20 protein-coding genes are annotated in these 20,780 nt (G+C 73.9%); 13 read left to right on the top strand and 7 right to left on the bottom strand.

Annotated elements, in window-relative coordinates; translation table 11 throughout:
* Positions 1–4: 4 nt before the first annotated feature.
* The gene (locus AFE02nite_RS05340; RefSeq protein WP_034246983.1) at positions 5–517 is read right to left on the bottom strand and encodes a PH domain-containing protein; all 513 of its coding nucleotides are present in this window, start codon (positions 515–517) and stop codon (positions 5–7) included.
* A gap of 82 nt (positions 518–599) precedes the next feature.
* Here AFE02nite_RS05340 and dxr point away from each other — a divergent pair, with 82 nt between their 5' ends.
* Complete coding sequence (dxr, locus tag AFE02nite_RS05335) at positions 600–1,778, top strand: 1-deoxy-D-xylulose-5-phosphate reductoisomerase (protein WP_034247000.1); 1,179 nt, start codon at positions 600–602, stop codon at positions 1,776–1,778.
* 18 nt (positions 1,779–1,796) lie between these two features.
* Here dxr and AFE02nite_RS05330 read toward each other — a convergent pair whose 3' ends face one another.
* A complete protein-coding gene (locus AFE02nite_RS05330) occupies positions 1,797–2,252 on the bottom strand; it encodes an Lrp/AsnC family transcriptional regulator (protein WP_034246985.1) in 456 nt (151 codons plus the stop codon).
* Between the two features lie 152 nt (positions 2,253–2,404).
* On the opposite strand from AFE02nite_RS05330, the gene AFE02nite_RS05325 reads away from it, so the two are divergent.
* The 3 genes from AFE02nite_RS05325 (at position 2,405) to AFE02nite_RS05315 (ending at position 5,889) form a co-directional block, all read left to right on the top strand.
* Entirely contained in the window at positions 2,405–3,709 is a 1,305-nt protein-coding gene (locus AFE02nite_RS05325) for a M50 family metallopeptidase (protein WP_034246988.1), read from the top strand.
* Between the two features lie 103 nt (positions 3,710–3,812).
* Positions 3,813–4,943: a flavodoxin-dependent (E)-4-hydroxy-3-methylbut-2-enyl-diphosphate synthase gene (gene ispG, locus AFE02nite_RS05320; protein WP_186814482.1), complete on the top strand. Its 1,131-nt coding sequence runs from the start codon at positions 3,813–3,815 to the stop codon at positions 4,941–4,943.
* A 79-nt stretch (positions 4,944–5,022) separates the two neighbouring features.
* Positions 5,023–5,889: a GNAT family N-acetyltransferase gene (locus AFE02nite_RS05315; protein WP_034246992.1), complete on the top strand. Its 867-nt coding sequence runs from the start codon at positions 5,023–5,025 to the stop codon at positions 5,887–5,889.
* Positions 5,890–6,213: 324 nt separating this feature from the next.
* On the opposite strand, the gene AFE02nite_RS05310 is transcribed toward AFE02nite_RS05315, so the two are convergent.
* The 4 genes from AFE02nite_RS05310 to AFE02nite_RS05295 form a co-directional block, all read right to left on the bottom strand.
* Positions 6,214–6,999: a PKD domain-containing protein gene (locus tag AFE02nite_RS05310; RefSeq protein ID WP_146819169.1), complete on the bottom strand. Its 786-nt coding sequence runs from the start codon at positions 6,997–6,999 to the stop codon at positions 6,214–6,216.
* Positions 7,000–7,061: 62 nt separating this feature from the next.
* Complete coding sequence (locus tag AFE02nite_RS05305) at positions 7,062–7,640, bottom strand: DUF6318 family protein (RefSeq protein WP_146819168.1); 579 nt, start codon at positions 7,638–7,640, stop codon at positions 7,062–7,064.
* Between the two features lie 36 nt (positions 7,641–7,676).
* The gene (locus AFE02nite_RS05300) at positions 7,677–8,645 is read right to left on the bottom strand and encodes a type IV toxin-antitoxin system AbiEi family antitoxin domain-containing protein (protein WP_052113994.1); all 969 of its coding nucleotides are present in this window, start codon (positions 8,643–8,645) and stop codon (positions 7,677–7,679) included.
* A gap of 254 nt (positions 8,646–8,899) precedes the next feature.
* Complete coding sequence (locus AFE02nite_RS05295; protein WP_034248496.1) at positions 8,900–9,760, bottom strand: Fpg/Nei family DNA glycosylase; 861 nt, start codon at positions 9,758–9,760, stop codon at positions 8,900–8,902.
* Positions 9,761–9,852: 92 nt separating this feature from the next.
* On the opposite strand from AFE02nite_RS05295, the gene AFE02nite_RS05290 reads away from it, so the two are divergent.
* On the top strand, positions 9,853–11,676 hold the full coding sequence (locus tag AFE02nite_RS05290) for a proline--tRNA ligase (RefSeq protein ID WP_034248495.1): 1,824 nt from the start codon (positions 9,853–9,855) through the stop codon (positions 11,674–11,676).
* 28 nt (positions 11,677–11,704) lie between these two features.
* Here AFE02nite_RS05290 and AFE02nite_RS05285 read toward each other — a convergent pair whose 3' ends face one another.
* The gene (locus AFE02nite_RS05285; protein ID WP_146819167.1) at positions 11,705–12,709 is read right to left on the bottom strand and encodes a DUF4439 domain-containing protein; all 1,005 of its coding nucleotides are present in this window, start codon (positions 12,707–12,709) and stop codon (positions 11,705–11,707) included.
* A gap of 244 nt (positions 12,710–12,953) precedes the next feature.
* On the opposite strand from AFE02nite_RS05285, the gene rimP reads away from it, so the two are divergent.
* From rimP to rpsO, 8 genes are all read left to right on the top strand, one after another.
* Positions 12,954–13,445 (top strand): ribosome maturation factor RimP, encoded by a 492-nt coding sequence (gene rimP, locus AFE02nite_RS05280; RefSeq protein WP_034249441.1) that lies wholly within the window; start codon positions 12,954–12,956, stop codon positions 13,443–13,445.
* Positions 13,445–14,533 carry a transcription termination factor NusA gene (gene nusA, locus AFE02nite_RS05275; RefSeq protein ID WP_034249439.1) on the top strand — a complete coding sequence of 363 codons (1,089 nt, stop codon included), beginning with the start codon at positions 13,445–13,447 and terminating at the stop codon, positions 14,531–14,533. The genes rimP and nusA overlap by 1 nt, the downstream gene beginning before the upstream one ends.
* On the top strand, positions 14,530–14,970 hold the full coding sequence (locus AFE02nite_RS05270; RefSeq protein ID WP_146819165.1) for a YlxR family protein: 441 nt from the start codon (positions 14,530–14,532) through the stop codon (positions 14,968–14,970). The genes nusA and AFE02nite_RS05270 overlap by 4 nt, the downstream gene beginning before the upstream one ends.
* Before the next feature lie 56 nt (positions 14,971–15,026).
* Entirely contained in the window at positions 15,027–17,783 is a 2,757-nt protein-coding gene (gene infB / locus AFE02nite_RS05265; RefSeq protein ID WP_146819164.1) for a translation initiation factor IF-2, read from the top strand.
* A 99-nt stretch (positions 17,784–17,882) separates the two neighbouring features.
* The gene (gene rbfA / locus AFE02nite_RS05260) at positions 17,883–18,353 is read left to right on the top strand and encodes a 30S ribosome-binding factor RbfA (RefSeq protein WP_034247405.1); all 471 of its coding nucleotides are present in this window, start codon (positions 17,883–17,885) and stop codon (positions 18,351–18,353) included.
* Entirely contained in the window at positions 18,350–19,270 is a 921-nt protein-coding gene (gene truB, locus AFE02nite_RS05255) for a tRNA pseudouridine(55) synthase TruB (RefSeq protein ID WP_034247406.1), read from the top strand. The genes rbfA and truB overlap by 4 nt, the downstream gene beginning before the upstream one ends.
* 34 nt (positions 19,271–19,304) lie before the next feature.
* On the top strand, positions 19,305–20,294 hold the full coding sequence (locus AFE02nite_RS05250; RefSeq protein ID WP_034247407.1) for a bifunctional riboflavin kinase/FAD synthetase: 990 nt from the start codon (positions 19,305–19,307) through the stop codon (positions 20,292–20,294).
* A gap of 93 nt (positions 20,295–20,387) precedes the next feature.
* A complete protein-coding gene (gene rpsO / locus AFE02nite_RS05245; RefSeq protein WP_034247408.1) occupies positions 20,388–20,657 on the top strand; it encodes a 30S ribosomal protein S15 in 270 nt (89 codons plus the stop codon).
* Positions 20,658–20,780: the final 123 nt, after the last annotated feature.

The raw sequence follows: 20,780 nt of genomic DNA, 5'->3' as shown, positions 1-20,780 counted from the left end.
CTGGTCAGTTCGCCTCGTCCTCGGCGGGGATCTCCTCCTCGAGGATGATCTCCTGCACCTGGAGCAGGCGGCGCTCGATGTGCGCCACGTCGTCGAGCTCCACGTCGCTGGTCTCGCCGGCCGTCTGCACGATCAGCGTGCCGCAGCCCAGGATCCGGTCGAGCAGCGTGCGGCGGTAGCTGACGGCCTGCACGCGGTCGATCGGGATGTCGCGGCCCTCGCGCGAGAAGACGCCACGCCGGCTGATGAGGCGGCGGGTGGTCAGGGTGTCCTGGGACGCGAGCCACACCACGATCGGCCACAGCCCGAACGCGATGCCGAGCAGGCCGGCCACGGCGACGACGGCCCAGCGTGCGACGGCCTGGTCCTCGGTGTCCGGGAGCCACTCCAGCAGGGTGACCGTGACCAGTCCGGCGAGGGCGACGAGCAGCACCACCGGCCAGAAGATGTTCTTCCAGTGCGAGTGCGCCTCGAAGATCACGCGCTCACCGTTCGCCAGCATCGACTCCTTGACCATGGCCGCAGATCATGCCACCTGCGGCCGCCCGGTGTCCGGGACATCGCCGGTCGGCGCCGTCGGCGTGCGCGAGAATGCGACGGTGAGCACCCGCAGCGTCGTCGTCCTCGGCTCGACCGGCTCCATCGGGACCCAAGCCCTGGACGTCCTGGGACGTCACGGCGACCGGTTCACGGTCGCAGGTCTGTCGGCGGGCGGTGCCAACGTGCGCCTGCTCGCCGAGCAGGTCGTGGCGACACGGTCGCCGGTCGTCGCCCTCGCGGACGCCGCGGCGGCGCCGGCTCTGCGTGCCGCGCTCGCCGACCTCGCCCCCGGCTGGCCCGAGCCCGAGCTGCTGCTCGGCCCCTCGGCCGCCGAGGAGCTCGCCGGGGCGGGCGCCGACGTCGTCCTCAACGGCGTCACCGGCGCCGTCGGCCTCGGTCCGACGCTCGCCGCGCTGCGCGCCGGCAGCACGCTCGCCCTGGCCAACAAGGAGTCGCTGGTGATCGGCGGCGCCCTCGTCACGGGCGCGCGCCGGTCCGCCGACCAGGTGGTGCCCGTGGACTCGGAGCACTCGGCGATCTGGCAGTGCCTGCGCGCGGGGCGCCGCAGCGACGTCCGGAGGCTCGTGCTCACGGCGTCCGGGGGACCGTTCCGCGGGCGCCCGGCCGACGAGGTGAAGCGGGCGACGCCGGCGGAGGCGCTCGCGCACCCCACCTGGTCCATGGGGCCGGTGGTCACGGTCAACTCGGCGTCGCTGGTGAACAAGGGGCTCGAGCTCATCGAGGCCCACCTGCTGTTCGACGTGCCGGTGGCGGACATCACCGTCGTCGTGCACCCGCAGTCGGTGGTGCACTCGATGGTGGAGTTCGTCGACGGTTCGACGATCGCCCAGGCCTCGCCCCCCGACATGCGCCTGCCCATCGCGCTGGGCCTGTCCTGGCCGGACCGGCTGGACGCGGTCGCGCCCGCGTGCGACTGGACGGCCGCCGCCTCCTGGACGTTCGAGCCGCTCGACGAGGAGGCCTTCCCCGCCGTCCGGCTGGCGCGCGGGGCGGTCGCGGCGTCGGGCACCCACCCGGCCGTGTACAACGCGGCGAACGAGGAGTGCGTCGCGGCGTTCCTGGCCGGCCGGATCGCCTTCGGTGACGTCGTCGGGACGATCGAACGGGTCCTGGACCGGCACGAGGGCGTCGGCGGGGACGCGCTCAGCCTCGACGCCGTCCTGGCGGCCGACGCCTGGGCGCGGCGAGCGGCCCGCGAGGTCCTCGACCGGCGCTGACCGGCACCGGCCGGGGGGTCAGGCCCGGCGGTACGTGGAGAGCTGCTTGCGCACCTTCAGGTACACGAAGGTCTCGGTCCCGACGACGCCGTGCAGGGTCCGGATGCCGTCGTTGAGGATCCCGAGCAGCTGCTCGTCGTCCTCGCAGAGCACCTCCGCCAGGATGTCGAAGGTGCCGGCGGTGATCACGACGTAGACGACCTCCGGCATGGCCGCGAGCGCGTCGGCGACCCTCTGCAGGTCGCCCTCGGCGCGGATGCCGATCATCGCCTGCCGGGTCAGGCCCACCCGCCGCGGGTCGGTCACCGCGACGATCTGGACGACGCCCGTCTCGACCAGCCGCTGCACCCGCTGGCGGACGGCCGTCTCCGAGAGACCCACCGCCTTGCCGATCGCCGCGTACGGGCGGCGTCCGTCCCTCTGCAGCTCGGCGATGATCGCCTGGGAGATCTCGTCGAGCGGGGGCGTGGTCATGCGCCGATACTCCTCGCCCGGTGGCGCCCGCGGCAAACCCCGATCATGCGGATGGCGCATGCGTCGCGCGTGCGTGCACGACGGCGCGCCCCGGCGGGAGATGATGGGGGCCGGTCTGCTGGGCGGCGTGCGCCGCCGGACGGGGAGGTGTCATGGCGTACGCCCTCGGGCTGCTCGTGCTCGTGGTCGGGTTGCTCGTCTCGATCGGGCTGCACGAGCTCGGGCACATGATCCCCGCGAAGCGCTTCGGCGTCCGGGTGCCGCGGTACATGATCGGCTTCGGGCCGACCCTGTACTCCGTCACGCGGGGCGAGACGGAGTACGGCCTGAAGGCGATCCCGCTCGGTGGCTACGTGAAGATGGTCGGGATGCTGCCGCCGGCGCACGAGGTGGGTGCGGAGGGGGTGGAGCCGAAGGGCGCCATCGGGCAGATGGTCGCCGAGGCACGCAACGCCAGCGCCGAGGAGATCCCGCCGGGGGAGGAGGCGCGCGCCTTCTACCGGCTGAGCACGCCGAAGAAGATCCTCGTCATGGCGGGCGGCACGCTGACGAACCTCGTCGTCGGGGCGCTGCTGCTCGGTGGCGTGTACGTCTTCCACGGGGTGCCGGACGACACCGTCGTCGGCATGGTCGGGCAGTGCATCCTCCCGGCCGACGCCGAGGGCCAGCGGGAGTGCACCCCGAGCGACCCGGCGAGCCCGGCCGACGTCGCCGGCCTGCAGGTCGGCGACACGCTGGTGTCCTTCGACGGCCGCCCGATCGACGCCTGGGCGGACTTCAGCGCCGCCGTGCGCGCGAGCGAGGGCGCCGACGTGCCGCTGGTCGTCGAGCGCGACGGCGAGCTCGTCACGCTCACGGTCGACCCCGTCGAGGTGGAGCGCCCGGTCTGGAACGACGACGGCACCGCCCGCGAGGAGAACGGCGAGCTCGTCACGGAGACGGTCCGCTACGTGGGCGTGAGCCCGAGCAACGAGCCGCGGCCCCTGTCGGTGGCGGAGGCGGCCCCTGCAGTGGCGGAGGGCGTCTGGCTGAACATCCAGGAGATCGCGAAGCTGCCCTGGACCGTCGTGGAGATCGGCCAGGCGATCGGCGGCGACGGCGAGCGGGAGCCCGGCGTCGTCGGCCTCGTGGGGGTGGCGCAGATCGCGGGGGAGTCCGCGAGCGCGTCCCAGGCGAGCATCGGCGACCGGGTCGCCTCGATGGTCGCGCTCCTCGGCTCGCTCAACATCGCCCTCTTCGTGTTCAACCTCATCCCGCTGCTGCCGCTCGACGGCGGGCACGTGGCGGGCGCCCTGTGGGAGGGCGTGAAGCGGCAGTGGGCGCGCGCCCGCGGGCTGCCGCGGCCGCGCCCGGCCGACATGGCGAGGATGATGCCGGTCGCGTACGGGGTGTTCGTCGTGCTCGTCGCGCTCGGGCTGTTCCTCGTGGTCGCCGACGTGGTGGTCCCCGTCATCTGACGCGCAGGTCTGGTGAAGGTGCCGCGAGCGGGGCCGGCGCGGTACGGGTCGGGTCGGTGACCGGGGGGATACTGGGACGGTGAGCACCCCCATCAACCTCGGCATGCCCGCTGCGCCTGCGCCTGTCCTGGCCCCGCGGCGGCCCACGCGGCAGATCACGGTCGGCAAGGTTCTCGTCGGCGGCGGCGCGCCCGTGAGCGTGCAGTCGATGACGACGACCCCCACCACCGACATCAACGCGACGCTGCAGCAGATCGCGGAGCTCACGGCGGCGGGCTGCGACATCGTGCGGGTCGCGGTGCCGAGCCAGGACGACGCGGACGCCCTGCCGGTCATCGCGAAGAAGTCGCAGATCCCGGTGATCGCCGACATCCACTTCCAGCCGAAGTACGTGTTCGCGGCGATCGACGCCGGCTGTGCCGCCGTCCGCGTGAACCCGGGGAACATCCGCAAGTTCGACGACCAGGTGGGTGCGATCGCGCGCGCGGCCGCCGACGCCGGGGTCTCGCTGCGGATCGGCGTCAACGCCGGGTCGCTCGACCCGCGGCTGCTCGAGAAGTACGGGTCGGCCACGCCGGAGGCGCTCGTCGAGTCGGCAGTCTGGGAGGCGTCGCTCTTCGAGGAGCACGACTTCCACGACTTCAAGATCTCGGTGAAGCACCACGACCCGGTCGTCATGGTCCGGGCCTACGAGCTGCTGTCCGAGCGCGGTGACTGGCCGCTCCACCTCGGCGTCACCGAGGCGGGCCCCGCGTTCCAGGGCACGATCAAGTCCGCGACGGCGTTCGGCGCCCTGCTGAGCAAGGGCATCGGCGACACGATCCGCGTGTCGCTCTCGGCGCCGCCGGTGGAGGAGGTCAAGGTCGGCATCCAGATCCTGCAGTCGCTGAACCTGCGGCCCCGCAAGCTGGAGATCGTCTCCTGCCCCTCGTGCGGACGCGCCCAGGTGGACGTGTACTCGCTCGCGGAGCGGGTCACCGCCGGTCTGGAGGGCATGGAGGTGCCGCTGCGCGTGGCCGTCATGGGCTGCGTGGTGAACGGCCCCGGCGAGGCGCGCGAGGCCGATCTCGGTGTGGCGTCGGGCAACGGCAAGGGCCAGATCTTCGTCCGCGGTCAGGTGGTCAAGACGGTGCCGGAGTCGCAGATCGTCGAGACCCTGATCGAGGAGGCCATGCGGCTGGCGGAGGAGATGGAGCCGGTGGACGGCGGCGCGCCCGTCGTCTCCGTGTCCTGACCAGCGCGGTGGGCCGTCGCGGCTCGCCGTCCGGGCGCGGTCCCCGGGTGGTCGGCCTCTGCTGAGGCAGAATCGCGGCATGGGACGGTGGCGCACCTCGGCCCGGTCCGTCGTCACGGACGTGGCCCTGGCTGACGCGGCTGCCCTGTGTGCCCACGACCCCGTCGCCACGGTGCTCGCGGCCACGCGCGTCGAGGCTGCGCTCGCGTCCGGCTCCGACCGGGCCGGCGCGGTCATCTGGGGGATGCAGCGAGGTGGCGTCCTGGACGCGCTGTGCTGGGCGGGGGCCAACCTGGTGCCCGTCTGCGATCCCGACGACGCCGAGGCCCTCGATGCGTTCGCCGACGCGGCGCGGCGCCAGGGGCGGCGGTGCTCGTCGATCGTGGGGGAGGCCCGTTCCGTGCTGGGCCTGTGGGAGCGGCTCGCTGACGCGTGGGGGCCCGCGCGCGACGTCCGTGCAGACCAGCCTTCGCTGGTCATCGACCACCTCGCCGACGTGGCGCCCGACCCCGCCGTGCGCATGGCGCGCCCGGAGGAGCTGCCCCTGCTCCTGCCGGCGTCCGTCGCGATGTTCGTCGAGGAAGTGGGGTACTCGCCGCTCTCGGGGAGCCCCGGGGCCTACGAGGCGCGGGTACGAGCGCTGGTCGAGGAGGGCCGCACCTTCGTGCGGATCGAGGACGGACCGCAGGGCCCGGAGGTCGTGTTCAAGGCGGACCTGGGCGCGGTCACGCAGCAGGTCGCCCAGGTCCAGGGCGTGTGGGTGACGCCGCGCCTGCGTGGGCGTCGGATCTCCGAGCACGGGATGGCGGCGGTCGTCGCGCACACCCTCGGCCGCGTCGCCCCCGTGGTGTCGCTGTACGTCAACGCCTACAACGCACCCGCCCTCGCCTGCTACCGCCGGGTGGGATTCCGGCAGGTCGGCACCTACGCCACCGTGCTCTTCTGACGTTCAGCACGACGCGGTGCTGCGCGCCTGCGCGCGAGGCCGCTGGTTCGCGACGCGGCCCTCCTGCCATGGGATTGCGGGCGTCGGGGTGCGGGCGCGGGCGGCGTTGGTGCGGGCGTTGGGGTGCGGCGGCGTTGGGGTGCGGCGGCGTTGGTGCGGGCGTCGCCTCCGCGCGCACAAGGGTTGGGACCACGAACAACCGTCCCGCGCGCGAACAACTGTCGTTCGAACGTGCACCGTTGTTCGAGCTCGAACGTGTGCGCGGCGCGCGGCGGGGCGGCGGGGCGGCGGTGCGTCGTGGTGGTTCGCCGTGCTGGTGGGTGTTCAGCAGGTGGTGGTGTGGTGGCAGTCGGTGGTGACGAGGTGGGTGGGGGCTTCGGTGGTGGTGATGGGGGGTGCGGTGGTGGTTGTGGTGGCGGTGCCGGTGATGGGGGTCCAGGTGGTGGTGCCGGTGAGGCGGTAGCGGCCGGTGAGGGTGGTGGTCAGGGTGATGGTGTAGGTGCCGGGTTGGGGGTAGGGGTGGGCGATGTCGTGGTGGGGGTAGGGGTGGCCGGGGCTGGTGGTGGTGAGGGTGGTGCCGTCGCCGAAGTCCCAGGTGTAGGTGGTGGGGGTGGCTTCGACTTCGAGGGGGTAGCCGAGCAGGGTGGTGGTCAGGAGCTGGGTGGCGCTGGTGGTGTAGACGATGGTGGGCAGGTTGACCAGGTGCTGGGTGCGGTTGGGTTGGATGGTCAGGGGTGCGGGGGCGAGGGGGAGGCGGCGGAAGTCCTCGGCGGTGAGGGCGGGTAGGTAGTCGGTCGGGCAGGTCCAGGCCACGACGTTGACCCAGTCCGACCAGGGTGAGGTGGTGGTGGCGCGGGTGCGCCGCCACAGGGGCAGGACCGCGGTCTCCCCGCCGCAGATGCGGATGCCGATCTCCTCGGGCGTGCCGGGGAAGCAGACGCCGCTGTCCTCAGGGTGGGCGATCGCTGGGTCGCACTCCGGCCGGCGCTTGTACTCCTCGAGTCGCTCGGCGGGCGCGACGCCGGCGGCCGCTTGCTCAGCATCGCGACCCTCGATCGCTGTGACCGTGACCGTGTCGCCCTCGCTTTCGGCTGAGTGGCGCGTGTCCATCGGCGTGGGACCGCCGATCGGAAAGGCCATTGATGCCGCGAGGCAGGCAGCCGGGAGCCTCCTCATCGCGTGATCTCGTCGACTTCGCCTTCGCGCACCCGCCACGTCTCAGGGGTCTCGGCGGTCACCACCAGCGTGATGAGTGAGTCGCCGCCGGTGGACTGTTCGCTGACGGAGCCCTCAGTAGTCACCAGCTGCGCGGGAGCCTCGACGACGTGTAACGCGACATTGAAGAGCTGCCCGGTCACGGCGGTCGTGGTGACATCGGGAAACTCGGCGTGCCCGCCCTCCCAGTGTTCGCCGGCGGCGACCATCTCCTCCACGTTCGTGATGACGCTCGCGCAGAAGATGCACTCGGGGTGGCTCAGGGTGCGCCATTCGGTCAGGTCGCCGGTGGCGTACACGTACGGGTACAGCTGCAGGAAGTACACGGCCACCGCTTCGGCGGTCTCGGTGTCGACCTGGCTCATGTCCGGCCGCTCGGGCGGGGTGGCGGCGTCCGGCGTCGGCGTCGGCGTGGGGGTGGCCGAGGGTGAGGGGGCTGCGGAGGTGGCGGGCGGCGTCGTCGGGGGAGGCGTGCCCGGGTCGCTGGTGCAGCCGGCGAGGGCGACGCTCGTCGCGCAGAGCGACAGCACGGTCATGACCATCTGGAGCGATCCCCTGCGCACGTCCAGAACCTAGCGGGAACCGGACATTCCGGTCAGCCGATCCGGCGACCTGTGGACGTCTCGTCGAAGTCGCTGAAGCCACGCGGTGGGACGGCGCAGGTCCGCCGTCGTCCACCTCACAACGCGAACGCCGGTCGCACGCAGCCGATCCTCCCGGAGCTTCTCGCCCCACAGGACCTCCTCGGGCGGACGGCCGGACGGGTTCGCACGGCCGTACTTGACCCGGCCGTCGAACTCGCCGACGACCCGGCTGCACGGCCACCAGAAGTCCGTGCGGCCGATGAAGCCCTCCTCGTCGACGAAGACGTGCTGCCTCTCGGGTCGCGGGATTCCGCCCTCGTGCATGACCACGGCGCTCCACGACTCGCCGGGACTCTCGGACTCACCTGTGGCGAGGCTGGCGCACACGCGTGCCCGTGAGACACCGCGGAGCCGGTTCATCGTCGAGAGGACGATCGCGAGGTCCTCTGCCGTCGCCATCCGGGTTCGCAGAACATGATCAGCAGCAGCCACTCCGGCGACCAGCGAGTGCAACCGGGCGGTGTCCAGTGCAGCGCGCATGGGAGAGGCGACGATCGTGCCACGGCGCTCACATCGTTGGTCCGCCGGCGGAACGGCGACGGTCGAGACGATGCTCCGTGCAGAGGATCCGCCGCGTGCATCGAGGCCGCCGTGGATGGCACGCGGCTGCCCGAGGATCGGGATCCCGAGCAGGCTCAGCGCGGCAGGCCCGGTCAGGACGCGCGACGGATCGGACCAGGTCACGGCGCGCACGGCCGCCGCGTAGCGCTCGGACGGGCGCCCATCCGGCCCCGGAAGCCGGTAGGCGTCCCGGTGCAGGCGTTCGAGGACACCGGTCTCGACGAGCGTCCTGACCTGCCTGGGGGAGAGCCCGCAAGCATCGAGGTCGCGGCGCCGGAGGATCCCGTCCCGCGAAGCCGCGATGGAGCCGATGTCCTGCGCAACGAACGACGTCATGTCGGCACGGTCGCCTCGATCACCGGCTCGGGATCACTCGGTCCGTCCAGGCTGTGGGCGGCGATCCAGGTGGTCACCTGGGGAGGGCGCGGCACGCAGCTCAGTTGGCGGCGGCCGACTCGTGTCGAACAACGAGCCGTTCCGCGAACAACTCGCCGTTCCGCGAACAACGGGCCGCTGTGCGAACAACGGTCGTTCGAATGTGCGCGGTCGTTCGAATGTCGGCTCTGGAGGGCATCCCGCCGCCCGCCGGCCTACTTCAGCAGCTTCGACAGGCGGCGGTCCGCGAGGGGCTTGCCGCCCGTCTGACAGGTCGCGCAGTACTGGAGTGCCGAGTCGGCGAACGACACCTCGCGGACCACGTCTCCGCACACCGGGCACGCCTCGCCGGTCCGGCCGTGCACCCGCATGCCGCGGCGCTTGGAGTCCTTGAGCTCGGCCGCCGGCCGACCCGCGGACGCGGCCAGGGCCTCGCGAAGCACCTCCTGCACGACGCCGTGCAGCCGCGTCAGGTCCTCGTCCGACAGCGACCCCGTGAGCGCGAACGGGCTCATCCGGGCCACGTGCAGGATCTCGTCGGAGTACGCGTTGCCGATGCCGGCGATCGTCCGCTGGTCCCGCAGCAGGCCCTTGACCTGCTGGTTCTTCGCCCGGGCGAGCTCGGCGAACCGCTCGGGTGTGAAGTCCGGCGCGAGCGGCTCCACCCCCAGCGACGCGACGAGCGGCACCTGGCCCGCGTCGTCGACGACGTGCACGGCCAGCCGCCGCCGCGTCCCCTGCTCGGTGAGGTCGAAGCCGGCGCCGTCGTCGAGCACGACCCGCAGCGCGAGCGGGGACCGACCGGGCCGCACCACGGTGGAGGGCACGGCGTCGTACCAGCGGACCCAGCCGGCGCGCGAGAGGTGCCAGACGAGGTGCGGTCCGTCGGTCGCCAGGTCCAGCCACTTGCCGTGCCGCGTCACGGCGACGACCGAGCGGCCCACCAGGTCGGACGGCGCCGGCGCGTACGTCTTGAGCACGCTGATGTTCGCCACGGCGACCGACGCGATCGCGTGCCCCACGGCACGCTCGGCGAGGAAGCGGGCGAGGGACTCGACCTCAGGCAGCTCCGGCACCCGCCCATCGTGCCCGCCGACGACGCGCGGGCACACCCCCGCGGGGGAACGGCGGACCGGGCGCCCTCGCGCACGCCACTACGCTGGCGCCCATGCTCCTGCGGATGTCGACCCTGTTCGTGCGCACGCTCCGGGAGGACCCGGCCGACGCCGAGGTCCCCAGCCACAAGCTCCTCGTCCGCGGCGGGTACATCCGCCGCGCGGCGCCGGGGATCTACACGTGGCTGCCGCTCGGCCTGCGCGTCCTCGCCAAGGTCGAGCGCGTCGTACGCGAGGAGATGGACGCGATCGGCGCGCAGGAGGTGCACTTCCCGGCGCTGCTGCCGCGCGAGCCCTACGAGGCGACGAACCGGTGGACCGAGTACGGCCCGAACCTCTTCCGGCTGCAGGACCGCAAGGACGCCGACTACCTCCTCGCGCCCACGCACGAGGAGATGTTCACGCTCCTGGTCAAGGACCTGTACTCGAGCTACAAGGACCTGCCGCTCGCGCTCTACCAGATCCAGACCAAGTACCGCGACGAGGCGCGTCCCCGCGCCGGGCTGCTGCGCGGGCGCGAGTTCGTCATGAAGGACGCCTACTCCTTCGACGTCGACGACGCCGGCCTGGACGCCGCCTACCAGCGCCAGCGCGAGGCCTACCAGCGGATCTTCACGCGCCTCGGCCTGGAGTACGTGATCGTCGCCGCGATGTCGGGCGCCATGGGCGGCTCGCGCAGCGAGGAGTTCCTCACCCCGACGGCGATCGGCGAGGACACGTTCGTGCGCTCGCCCGGCGGGTACGCGGCCAACGTGGAGGCCGTCACGACGCCGGTCCCGGAACCCCTGCCGTACGACGACGCCCCCGCGGCGCACGTCGAGGACACCCCCGACACCCCGACCATCGAGTCCCTGGTCGCCCTCGCCAACGAGCGCCACCCGCGCGCCGACCGGGCCTGGACCGCCGCCGACACGCTCAAGAACGTCGTGCTGGTGCTCACCCACCCCGACGGCGAGCGCGAGCTCGTCGTGGTCGGGCTGCCCGGCGACCGCGAGGTCGACCTCAAGCGCCTCGAGGCGGCCGTGTCGCCCGCGGAGGTCGCGCCGGCCACCGAGGCGGACTTCGCCGCGCACCCCGAGCTCGTCAAGGGCTACCTCGGGCCGGCCGCCGTCGGCGCCGCGAACACCGGCCGCGAGGACGCCGTCCGGTACCTGCTCGACCCGCGCGTCGTCCCCGGCACCCGCTGGATCACGGGCGCGAACGTCGAGGGCAAGCACGTGTTCGACCTGGTTGCGGGCCGCGACTTCGCGGCGGACGGCACGGTCGAGGCCGCCGAGGTCCGCGCAGGCGACCCGGCACCCGACGGCTCGGGCCCGCTCGAGCTCGCGCGCGGCATCGAGATGGGCCACATCTTCGCCCTCGGCCGCAAGTACTCCGACGCCCTCGGCCTGAAGGTGCTCGACGAGAACGGCAAGGCCGTCACGGTGACCATGGGCTCCTACGGCATCGGGATCTCCCGCGCCGTCGCCGCGCTCGCGGAGGCCAACCACGACGACGCCGGGCTCGGCTGGCCCATCCAGGTCGCGCCGGTCCAGGTGCACCTGGTGGCCACCGGGAAGGACGACGCCGTGTTCCAGGCTGCCGCCGAGCTCGCGGCGGAGCTGCACGGCGCCGGCGTGGAGGTCCTCTACGACGACCGCCCGCGGGTCTCCCCGGGCGTGAAGTTCGCGGACGCCGAGCTGCTCGGCGCACCCGTGCTCGTCGTCGTGGGTCGCGGGCTGGCCGAGGGGAACGTCGAGCTCCGGCTGCGCCGTGCGGCCGATGCCGAGGCCCTCGGTGTCGAGGTGCGCGACGGCCGTCCCGTGGCCGAGCAGGTCCCGGTGGCGGACGCGGCGCACCGGGTGGCCGACGTCGTGTCCGCGCTCCTGGACCGCTGAGCCGGTCCTCGGGCGCTGCGCCGGCCCGTCAGGCGCGCTCGGGCAGGCCGGGGAACGCGGGGACGGGCTGACCCGCACCCAGGCCGCGGCGTACCTGGTCGAGGGCGTGGTCGAGGACGACGGCCCGCCCGCCGGCCTGCGTGCCGGCGACGAGCGAGGTGTAGACGACGCCGAGCGAGGCCTCGACCTGCGCGGCGACGGCGAGCATCGCCTCCGGCGCGGCGCCGTCGACCGTGAGCTCCGGCGGCAGGTCGTACGCGACGCGGCGGGGGTCGTCGGCCGTGCGGGCGACGCCCGCGGCGACGGCCCACGCCTCGGCGCGATCGCGGTGCAGGACGGCCCTGGCGGCGGCGTCGGCGCGGACGGCATCGCCCGTGCGGGCCGCCACGACCTCCCACACGAGGCCGGCCGCGTCCTCGGACTGCACGAGGGCCGGCACGTCGCCGGGTTCCGCGAGGGGCGGGAGCGTCTGCGGCACGACGGCGGCCGGTGCGTCCGGCCATGCCTCGGGGTCGGCCGGCGCGTCCGGCGTGCCCGCGACGGCCGCGTCGAGCGCCTCACCGAGCAGCACCCGGCTCACCCAGACCGAGGCCAGGAGCCGGGCCAGGTCGCCGTCCGCCACGGCGTCGGCGTCCGTGCGGGCGTCCCCCGCGGTGCGCGCGAGGGCGGCCAGGACGGCCGCGGCATCGGCCGGGGGCGTCGGCGGTGCCGGCGCGACGGTGGCGCCCGCACCCACGTCGGGCGCGGCCGGGGCCGAGGCTGACGGGGTGGCGTCCGGGAAGGGCTCGTACACCCCGCCGAACGCCTCGGCGTGCGCGACCGCGACCTCTGCGACCCGGCCGAGCACCGGTGCGACGGCCTCGGGAGCCGTGAGCGCGGCCTGCGTCGCGAGGTCGGCCAGCTCGACGGCGTCGCGCGCGGTGCGGTCGCGCACCTGCTCGACGGCGTCAGGGGTCGGGGTCGCCGGCGCAGGCGTCTCGAGGCGCACGTCCGCGCAGCCCCCGAGCAGCGCGCCCACGACGAGGGCGGCCACCGCCGTCGTCGCCGCGCGCGCCAGGGGGCGGTGGACGGCACCGGCGGCACGGGCGGCACGGCCTGAGGCCCGGCCGGCAGCGTGACCGGCTGCGGGGCCGGCGGCCCGGTGATCGGGGGAGTGGTGAGTCATCGCGGGCGATCCTGCCACGCTCCGGCGGCGCCCGGTCGCCCAGGGAGTCGTTAGGCTGGGCCCGGACAAGTCCAGATGGCCCATGGGGCCGCCGAACGTAACGGAGGCGACGATGGTCGGCGCATCGAGCCCCGCAGGGGCGGTCCGCGAGGTGGTCGAGCCGGTGGTGACGGCGGCCGGACTGGTCCTCGAGGACGTGCACGTGTCGGCAGCCGGCCGGCGCAGCGTGGTGCGGGTCGTCGTCGACCTCGCCGACGGCGTCGGCGGCATCGACGCCGACACCCTGGGCGACGTGTCGCGCGACATCTCCGTCGCGCTCGACGCGAAGGACCCCGTCAAGGGCGCCTACACGCTCGAGGTGTCGAGCCCGGGCACGGACCGGCCGTTGACGGAGCCCCGGCACTTCCGGCGTGCCCGCACCCGGCTGGTGCGCCTCACCCTGCGTGACGGCGGCACCGTGCAGGGCCGGCTCACGGCCGCCGACGACGACGCCCTGGTGCTCGAGACCGGCGACGGCGAGGTGCGGCTCGCGCCGGCGGACGTCGTGCGCGGCACCGTCGAGGTCGAGCTGAGCCACCCCACGGACGAGGAGGAGGGTGCCTGATGGACATCGACATGACTGCCCTCCGGCTCGTGGAGCACGAGCGGGACATCAGCCTCGACACGCTGGTCTCGGCGATCGAGCAGGCGCTGCTGTCCGCGTACCACCGCACCCCTGGGGCGTACGAGCACGCCCGGGTCGAGGTGGACCGCCGGAGCGGCCACGTGACCGTCTGGGCACGAGAGCGGATGGAGCCGGCCCCGGTGGCCGAGGCCGCGGCCGACGCCGCCGAGCCGGCGGTCCACGACGGCGCCGCGGCACCGGCGGCACCCGTGCTCGGCCCGGAGTTCGACCACACGCCGGAGGGCTTCGGGCGGGTCGCGACCTCGACGGCGCGCCAGGTCATCGTGCAGCGGCTGCGCGACGCCGAGGACGAGCAGGTGCTCGGAGCCTTCCGCGGGACCGAGGGCGAGGTGCTCGCCGGCGTCGTCCAGCAGGGCCGGGACCCGCGCGTCGTGCTCGTCGCCGTCCGCGGCACCGAGGCGGTGCTGCCGGCCCACGAGCAGGTGCCGACCGAGCACTACCAGCACGGTGAGCGCATCCGGGCGTACGTGCTCGACGTCGCCCGCGGGCCCAAGGGTCCGTCGATCACGCTGTCGCGCACGCACCCGAACCTCGTCCGCAAGCTGTTCGCGCTCGAGGTCCCGGAGGTCGCGGACGGGTCCGTCGAGATCACGGCGCTCGCCCGCGAGGCGGGCCACCGCACCAAGATCGCGGTCCGCAGCACGGTGCCCGGGCTCAACGCCAAGGGCGCCTGCATCGGCCCGATGGGCGCGCGCGTCCGTGCCGTCATGGCCGAGCTGCGCGGGGAGAAGATCGACATCGTCGACCACAGCGACGACCCCGCGGAGTTCGTCGCCCACGCGCTCTCCCCGGCCCGCGTCACCTCCGTGACGATCGTGGACCCGGAGACGCGGTCGGCCCGCGTCGTGGTGCCGGACTTCCAGCTCTCGCTCGCCATCGGCAAGGAGGGCCAGAACGCCCGGCTCGCGGCGAAGCTCACGGGCTGGCGCATCGACATCCGGTCGGACGAGGGCGGCCAGACGGCGTCCGCCGACACGGCGGAAGGGCCCTCAGGTCAGCAGTCGTGAGCCGGGGCGCTAGACTGGCCGGTGCTGGGCCGAGCGCCCGGCTCCCCGCGCGCGTCGATGCCGGTCCGCTGGACGGTCCGGTGCGCACCTGTGTGGGGTGCCGCGCACGAGGTCCGCGGTCCGTCCTGCTACGGGTGGTGGCGGTGACCGACGACGCCGGGACGTCCCGGGCGGTCGTCGACAGCCGACGCTCCCTTCCTGGTCGGGGCGCCTGGGTGCATGCCGACCCGGAGTGCCTGGAGCTTGCCGAACGCCGTCGGGCGTTCCCGCGTGCGTTGCGCGTCGGGACGCTGGACCTGGCCGCCGTGCGGGCTCACCTCGATCAGCCGGGCCACGACGCAGCAGGGACAGCAGTGGCCGCGAAGCACGTCCGTCGAATCACTGGATCAGAGAGCGGGTTGGAAGCCGATGGGCACCCGATGAGCACCCAGAGATGAGTACCCAGCACTAACGACGGTCCACCCTGTCCGGGCGGACCGAGACAGGGAGAGTTGTGGCAAAGGTCCGCGTGTACGAGCTCGCGAAGGAGCTCGGCGTCGACAGCAAGGCTCTGATGGCCAAGCTGGGCGAGCTCGGCGAGTTCGTACGGTCGGCGTCCTCGACCATCGAGGCACCCGTCGTCCGGAAGCTGCGTGACGCCTACCCGGCGCAGCCCGCACAGCCCGCGGCGGCACCCGCCCCCGCGCGTGCGGCGACGCCCAAGGCGCCCGCTCCGGCGGCACCCCCGACGCCGGCGCCCGCCCCGCGCACGGAGGCCCCGGCCCCCGCGCCGGCCCCGGCACCGGCGGCGCCGGCCGCTCCGGCGGCGCCCGAGACCCCGGCCCCCGCGGCGCCCGCCGCCCGGGCGGCCGACCCCGACGCCGGCCCGCGCCCCGGGGCTCCGCGCCCCGCGGCGCCGACGCCGGCCCCCCGGCCGGGCATCCCGCGGCCGGGCAACAACCCGTTCGCGCCCAGCCAGGGCATGCCCCGGTCGGGCGGTGGCCCGCGTCCCGGTGGCCCGCGGCCGGGCAACAACCCGTTCGCGCCGAGCCAGGGCATGCCCCGGCCCGGTGCGCCGCGTGAGCGTGCCGAGGGCGCAGAGCGTCCCGGCGGGCCTCGTCCCGGCGGCCCGCGCCCGAACCCGGGGATGATGCCGGGCCGCACGACCGTCGGTCGTCCCGGGGCCGGCACGGGTGGTCCGGGGCGCCCCGGCGGCCCCGGCCGTCCGGGTGCCGGTGGCGGTCGTCCTGGTGGCGCAGGCGGTGCGGGTGGCGGCGGTTTCGCCGGTCGTCCCGGTGGCGGCGGTGGCCGTCCGGGTGCCGGTGGGCGCGGCTCCACGCAGGGCGCCTTCGGCCGGGCCGGCGGCAAGCCGGTCCGCGGGCGCAAGAGCAAGCGCGCGAAGCGGCAGGAGTTCGAGCAGATGCAGGCGCCGTCGCTCGGCGGCGTCTCGGTGCCCCGTGGCGACGGCTCGACGGTCATCCGGCTGCGCCACGGCGCCTCGCTGAACGACTTCGCGGACAAGATCGACGCGAACCCCGCGAGCCTCGTCACCGTGCTGTTCCACCTCGGTGAGATGGCGACGGCGACGCAGTCGCTCGACGAGGACACGTTCGGCACGCTCGCGGCCGAGCTGGGCTACGTCATCGAGATGGTCTCGGCCGAGGAGGAGGACCGCGAGCTGCTCGGGGCCTTCGACATCGACCTCGAGGCCGAGCTCGCCGAGGAGGGCGACGACCAGCTGCAGCCGCGGCCGCCCGTCGTCACCGTCATGGGTCACGTCGACCACGGCAAGACGAAGCTCCTCGACGCGATCCGGTCGACGGACGTCGTCGCGGGTGAGGCCGGCGGCATCACCCAGCACATCGGTGCCTACCAGGTGAAGGCCGAGCACGAGGGCGTCGAGCGTCCGATCACCTTCATCGACACCCCGGGCCACGAGGCGTTCACCGCCATGCGTGCCCGCGGTGCCCAGGTGACCGACATCGCGATCCTCGTGGTCGCGGCCGACGACGGCGTGATGCCGCAGACCATCGAGGCGCTCAACCACGCGCAGGCGGCCGGCGTGCCGATCGTCGTCGCGGTCAACAAGGTGGACAAGGAGGCGGCGAACCCCGCCAAGATCCGCCAGCAGCTGACCGAGTACAACCTCGTGGCCGAGGAGTACGGCGGCGACACCATGTTCGTCGACGTCTCCGCCAAGCAGCGGATCGGCATCGACCAGCTGCTCGAGGCGGTCCTCCTCACGGCTGACGCCGCGCTGGACCTGCGGGCGAACCCGGACAAGGACGCGCGTGGCGTGGCCGTCGAGGCCAACCTCGACCGCGGCCGCGGCGCCGTGGCGACCGTGCTCGTCCAGTCGGGCACCCTGCACGTCGGCGACGCGATCGTGGCGGGCACGGCGCACGGCCGCGTCCGGGCGATGTTCGACGAGCACGGCGCGACGCTCACCGAGGCCACCCCGGCTCGTCCGGTCCAGGTGCTCGGCCTGACGTCGGTGCCGCGCGCCGGCGACACCTTCCTGGTGGCGCCCGACGACCGCACCGCCCGTCAGATCGCCGAGAAGCGTGAGGCCGCCGAGCGCGCCGCCCAGCTGGCCAAGCGCCGCAAGCGGATCAGCCTCGAGGACTTCACCCAGGCCCTCCAGCAGGGCAAGGTCGAGACCCTCAACCTGGTCCTCAAGGGCGACGTCTCCGGTGCCGTCGAGGCGCTGGAGGACGCGCTGCTCAAGATCGACGTCGGCGACGAGGTCGACCTGCGGGTCATCCACCGCGGTGTGGGTGCGATCACGCAGAACGACGTCAACCTGGCGACGGTCGACAACGCGATCATCATCGGCTTCAACGTGAAGTTCGCGGAGCGCGTCGAGGAGCTCGCCGAGCGCGAGGGTGTGGACGTCCGGTTCTACTCGGTCATCTACCAGGCGATCGACGACGTCGAGGCGGCCCTCAAGGGCATGCTCAAGCCGGAGTACGAGGAGGTGCAGCTCGGTACCGCCGAGGTGCGCGAGGTCTTCCGCTCCAGCCGCTTCGGCAACATCGCCGGTTCGCTCGTCCGGTCCGGGATCATCCGCCGCAACGCCAAGGCGCGCGTCCTGCGCAAGGGCACGGTCATCGGGGACAACCTCTCCATCGACTCGCTCAAGCGCTTCAAGGACGACGCCACCGAGGTCCGCGAGGGCTACGAGTGCGGTATCGGCCTCGGGTCGTTCAACGACATCGAGGTGGACGACGTGATCGAGACGTACGAGATGCGGGAGAAGCCCCGCGCCTGACGCTGGTGCCTGCCGGCCCAGTCTCCTGCGGGGGACTGGGCCGGCGGGCATCGGGCCAGGTGACGGTGCACGCCCGCACGATGTGAAGGGACGCACGCCATGGTCGACCACCCCCGGGCCACCAAGCTCGCCGAGCGGATCCAGGAGATCGTCGCGCGCATGCTCGACGGCCGCGTCAAGGACCCCCGCCTCGGTTTCGTCACCGTCACCGCGGTGCGCGTGACCGGCGACCTCCAGCACGCGTCCGTGTTCTACACGGTGCTCGGTGACGAGGCCGCCCGGGCGGACTCCGCCGCCGCGCTGGAGTCGGCCAAGGGTCTGATCCGCTCCGAGGTCGGCAAGCAGACCGGCGTCCGCCTGACGCCCACCCTCGAGTTCGTGCCCGATGCCGTCCCCGAGACCGCCGCGAGCATCGCCGAGGCGCTGCGCGAGGCCGCGCGGCGTGACGCCGAGGTGGCCGCGCTGGCCGCCAGCGCCCAGTACGCCGGCGACGCCGACCCCTACCGCCACCCCGCGGACGAGGACGGCGCGGACGACGAGGACGACGAGCCGGAGGCGGCCGACCGGTGACCGACGGCCTCGTCGTCGTCGACAAGCCGGCCGGGCTGACCAGCCACGACGTCGTCGCGCGCGTGCGGCGGCTGGCGGGGACCCGCAAGGTCGGGCACGCCGGCACGCTCGACCCCATGGCGACGGGCGTCCTGGTGCTCGGCATCGAACGGGCGACGCGGCTGCTCACCTACGTCGTGGGTGCGGACAAGGAGTACGCCGCGACCATCCGTCTCGGCGTGGCGACGACCACCGACGACGACGAGGGCGAGACCACCGCCCTCGTCGACGCGTCGGGCGTCACGCCGGAGGCCGTCGCGGCGGGGGTGGCGGCGCTCACGGGCCCCATCGAGCAGGTGCCGTCGTCGGTCAGCGCGATCAAGGTCGACGGGCGCCGGGCCTACGCCCGCGTCCGCGCGGGGGAGGACGTCGTGCTCGCGGCCCGTCCCGTCGTCGTGCACCGGTTCGATGTCGGCGCGAGCCGCGCGGCCGCGCACGACGGGGTGCCCGTGCTCGACCTGGACGTCACCGTCGTGTGCTCGTCCGGGACCTACATCCGCGCGCTCGCGCGGGACCTCGGCGGCGCGCTCGGCGTCGGCGGGCACCTGACGGCCCTGCGCCGCACCCGCGTGGGCGGCTACGGGCTCGACGTCGCGCGCACGCTCGAGCAGCTGGGCGAGGAGTTCGCGGTGCTGCCCCTGGCCGATGCCGCGCGCGCGGCCTTCCCCGTGCGCGAGCTCACGGAGGAGGAGGCGCGCGAGCTGTCGTTCGGCCGACGCATCGCGGCGGACCCGTCCTGCCGTGGCACGGCGCAGGCCCCGGTGGCGGCCTTCGCGCCCGACGGCGGTGTCGTGGCCCTGCTCGCCGACGAGCGCGGTGACCGGGCTCGCCCGGTGCTCGTGCTCCGGCCGGCGGGGACCGGGCCGGCGGACGCCTGACGGCGTCGGTCCCAGGTCGTGGCAGGCTAGGCGCGTGCACCGCTGGTTCGACCTCGCCGACGTCCCCCCGGGCTTCGGCCCCTCGGTCGTCACGATCGGCAACTTCGACGGCGTGCACCGAGGCCACCGGGCCGTCCTCGGGCGGATGGTCGCCGACGCGCGCGCGGCCGGCGGGGCCGCCGTCGCGGTCACCTTCGACCCGCACCCGGCCCGGGTGCACCGCCCGGACGACGCGCCGGACCTCATCACCGGGCTGGCCGACCGTCTCGAGCTGCTCGCCCAGACGGGTCTGGACGCCGTCCTCGTCGTCACGTACACGCTGGAGTTCGCCTCGGCCACGCCGGAGGAGTTCGTCCGCCGGTACCTCGTCGAGGGGCTGGGCGCGACGACCGTCGTCATCGGGCGGGACGTGCGCTTCGGCCGGGGCAACGTGGGCGACCTGCGCACCATGGTCGAGCTGGGGGAGCGGTACGGCTTCCGCGTGGAGGTCATCGAGGACGTGCACGGGGGGCGGGACCCGCAGCGGCGCTGGTCGTCCACCTGGATCCGCGAGCTGCTCTCCGACGGCGAGGTGGGCGCGGCCGCCGAGGTGCTCGGTCGGCCGCACCGCCTGCGCGGGGAGGTCGTGCACGGCGACGCGCGGGGGCGCACCCTCGGCTTCCCGACGGCCAACCTCGGGCAGATCACGGGCTTCGTGCCCGCCGATGGCGTCTACGCCGGCTGGATGCGACGCCCGCAGCGTCCGGCCGACGCCCCGGACGGCTACCTGCCGGTGGCGATCTCGATCGGCACCAACCCCACGTTCGACGGCGGTGACCGGCGGGTCGAGGCGCACGTCCCCGACCGCACGGACCTCGAGCTCTACGGCGAGGAGGTCGTCCTCGAGCTCGTCGAGCGCCTGCGGCCCACGCTGCGCTTCGACTCGGTGCAGGCCCTGGTCGAGCAGATGTACGACGACGTCGCGCGCACGCGTGAGCTGCTGGCGCGCGGACCGCTCGTGTTGGGCGGCCCGTCCGACCACTGATACTCTTTCGTCGCCGTCTGATCGGCCGCGGATCCCAGTGCCCGGGTGGATGTGCCCCGGTGCGCCGCGCAACGAGTATCCCAAGGAGAGCCTGTGCCCCTCGACGCCGCAACCAAGCAGCGCATCATGGCCGAGTACGCCACCGGACCGAACGACACCGGCTCCCCGGAGGTCCAGATCGCGATGCTGACGCAGCGCATCAAGGACCTGACCGAGCACCTCAAGCAGCACAAGCACGACCACCACAGCCGTCGTGGCCTGCTGCTCCTCGTCGGCCAGCGGCGTCGCCTCCTCGGCTACCTGCAGAAGGTCGACATCGAGCGCTACCGGAGCCTCATCGAGCGCCTCGGCCTGCGTCGCTGAACGTCCCGAGCCAGCCCGGACCCGTGGGGTCCGGGCTGGCTCGGTGTCAGGCGCCGGACCTCCGGCGCGCCCTACAACTCCATCCAGACCACTCCCGGCCGACGTCCGGTCCTCGGTAGTGGC

The organism is Actinotalea fermentans, assembly GCF_007991475.1.
Classification (GTDB): domain Bacteria; phylum Actinomycetota; class Actinomycetes; order Actinomycetales; family Cellulomonadaceae; genus Actinotalea; species Actinotalea fermentans.
This window is presented reverse-complemented; position numbering and strand designations above follow the sequence as displayed.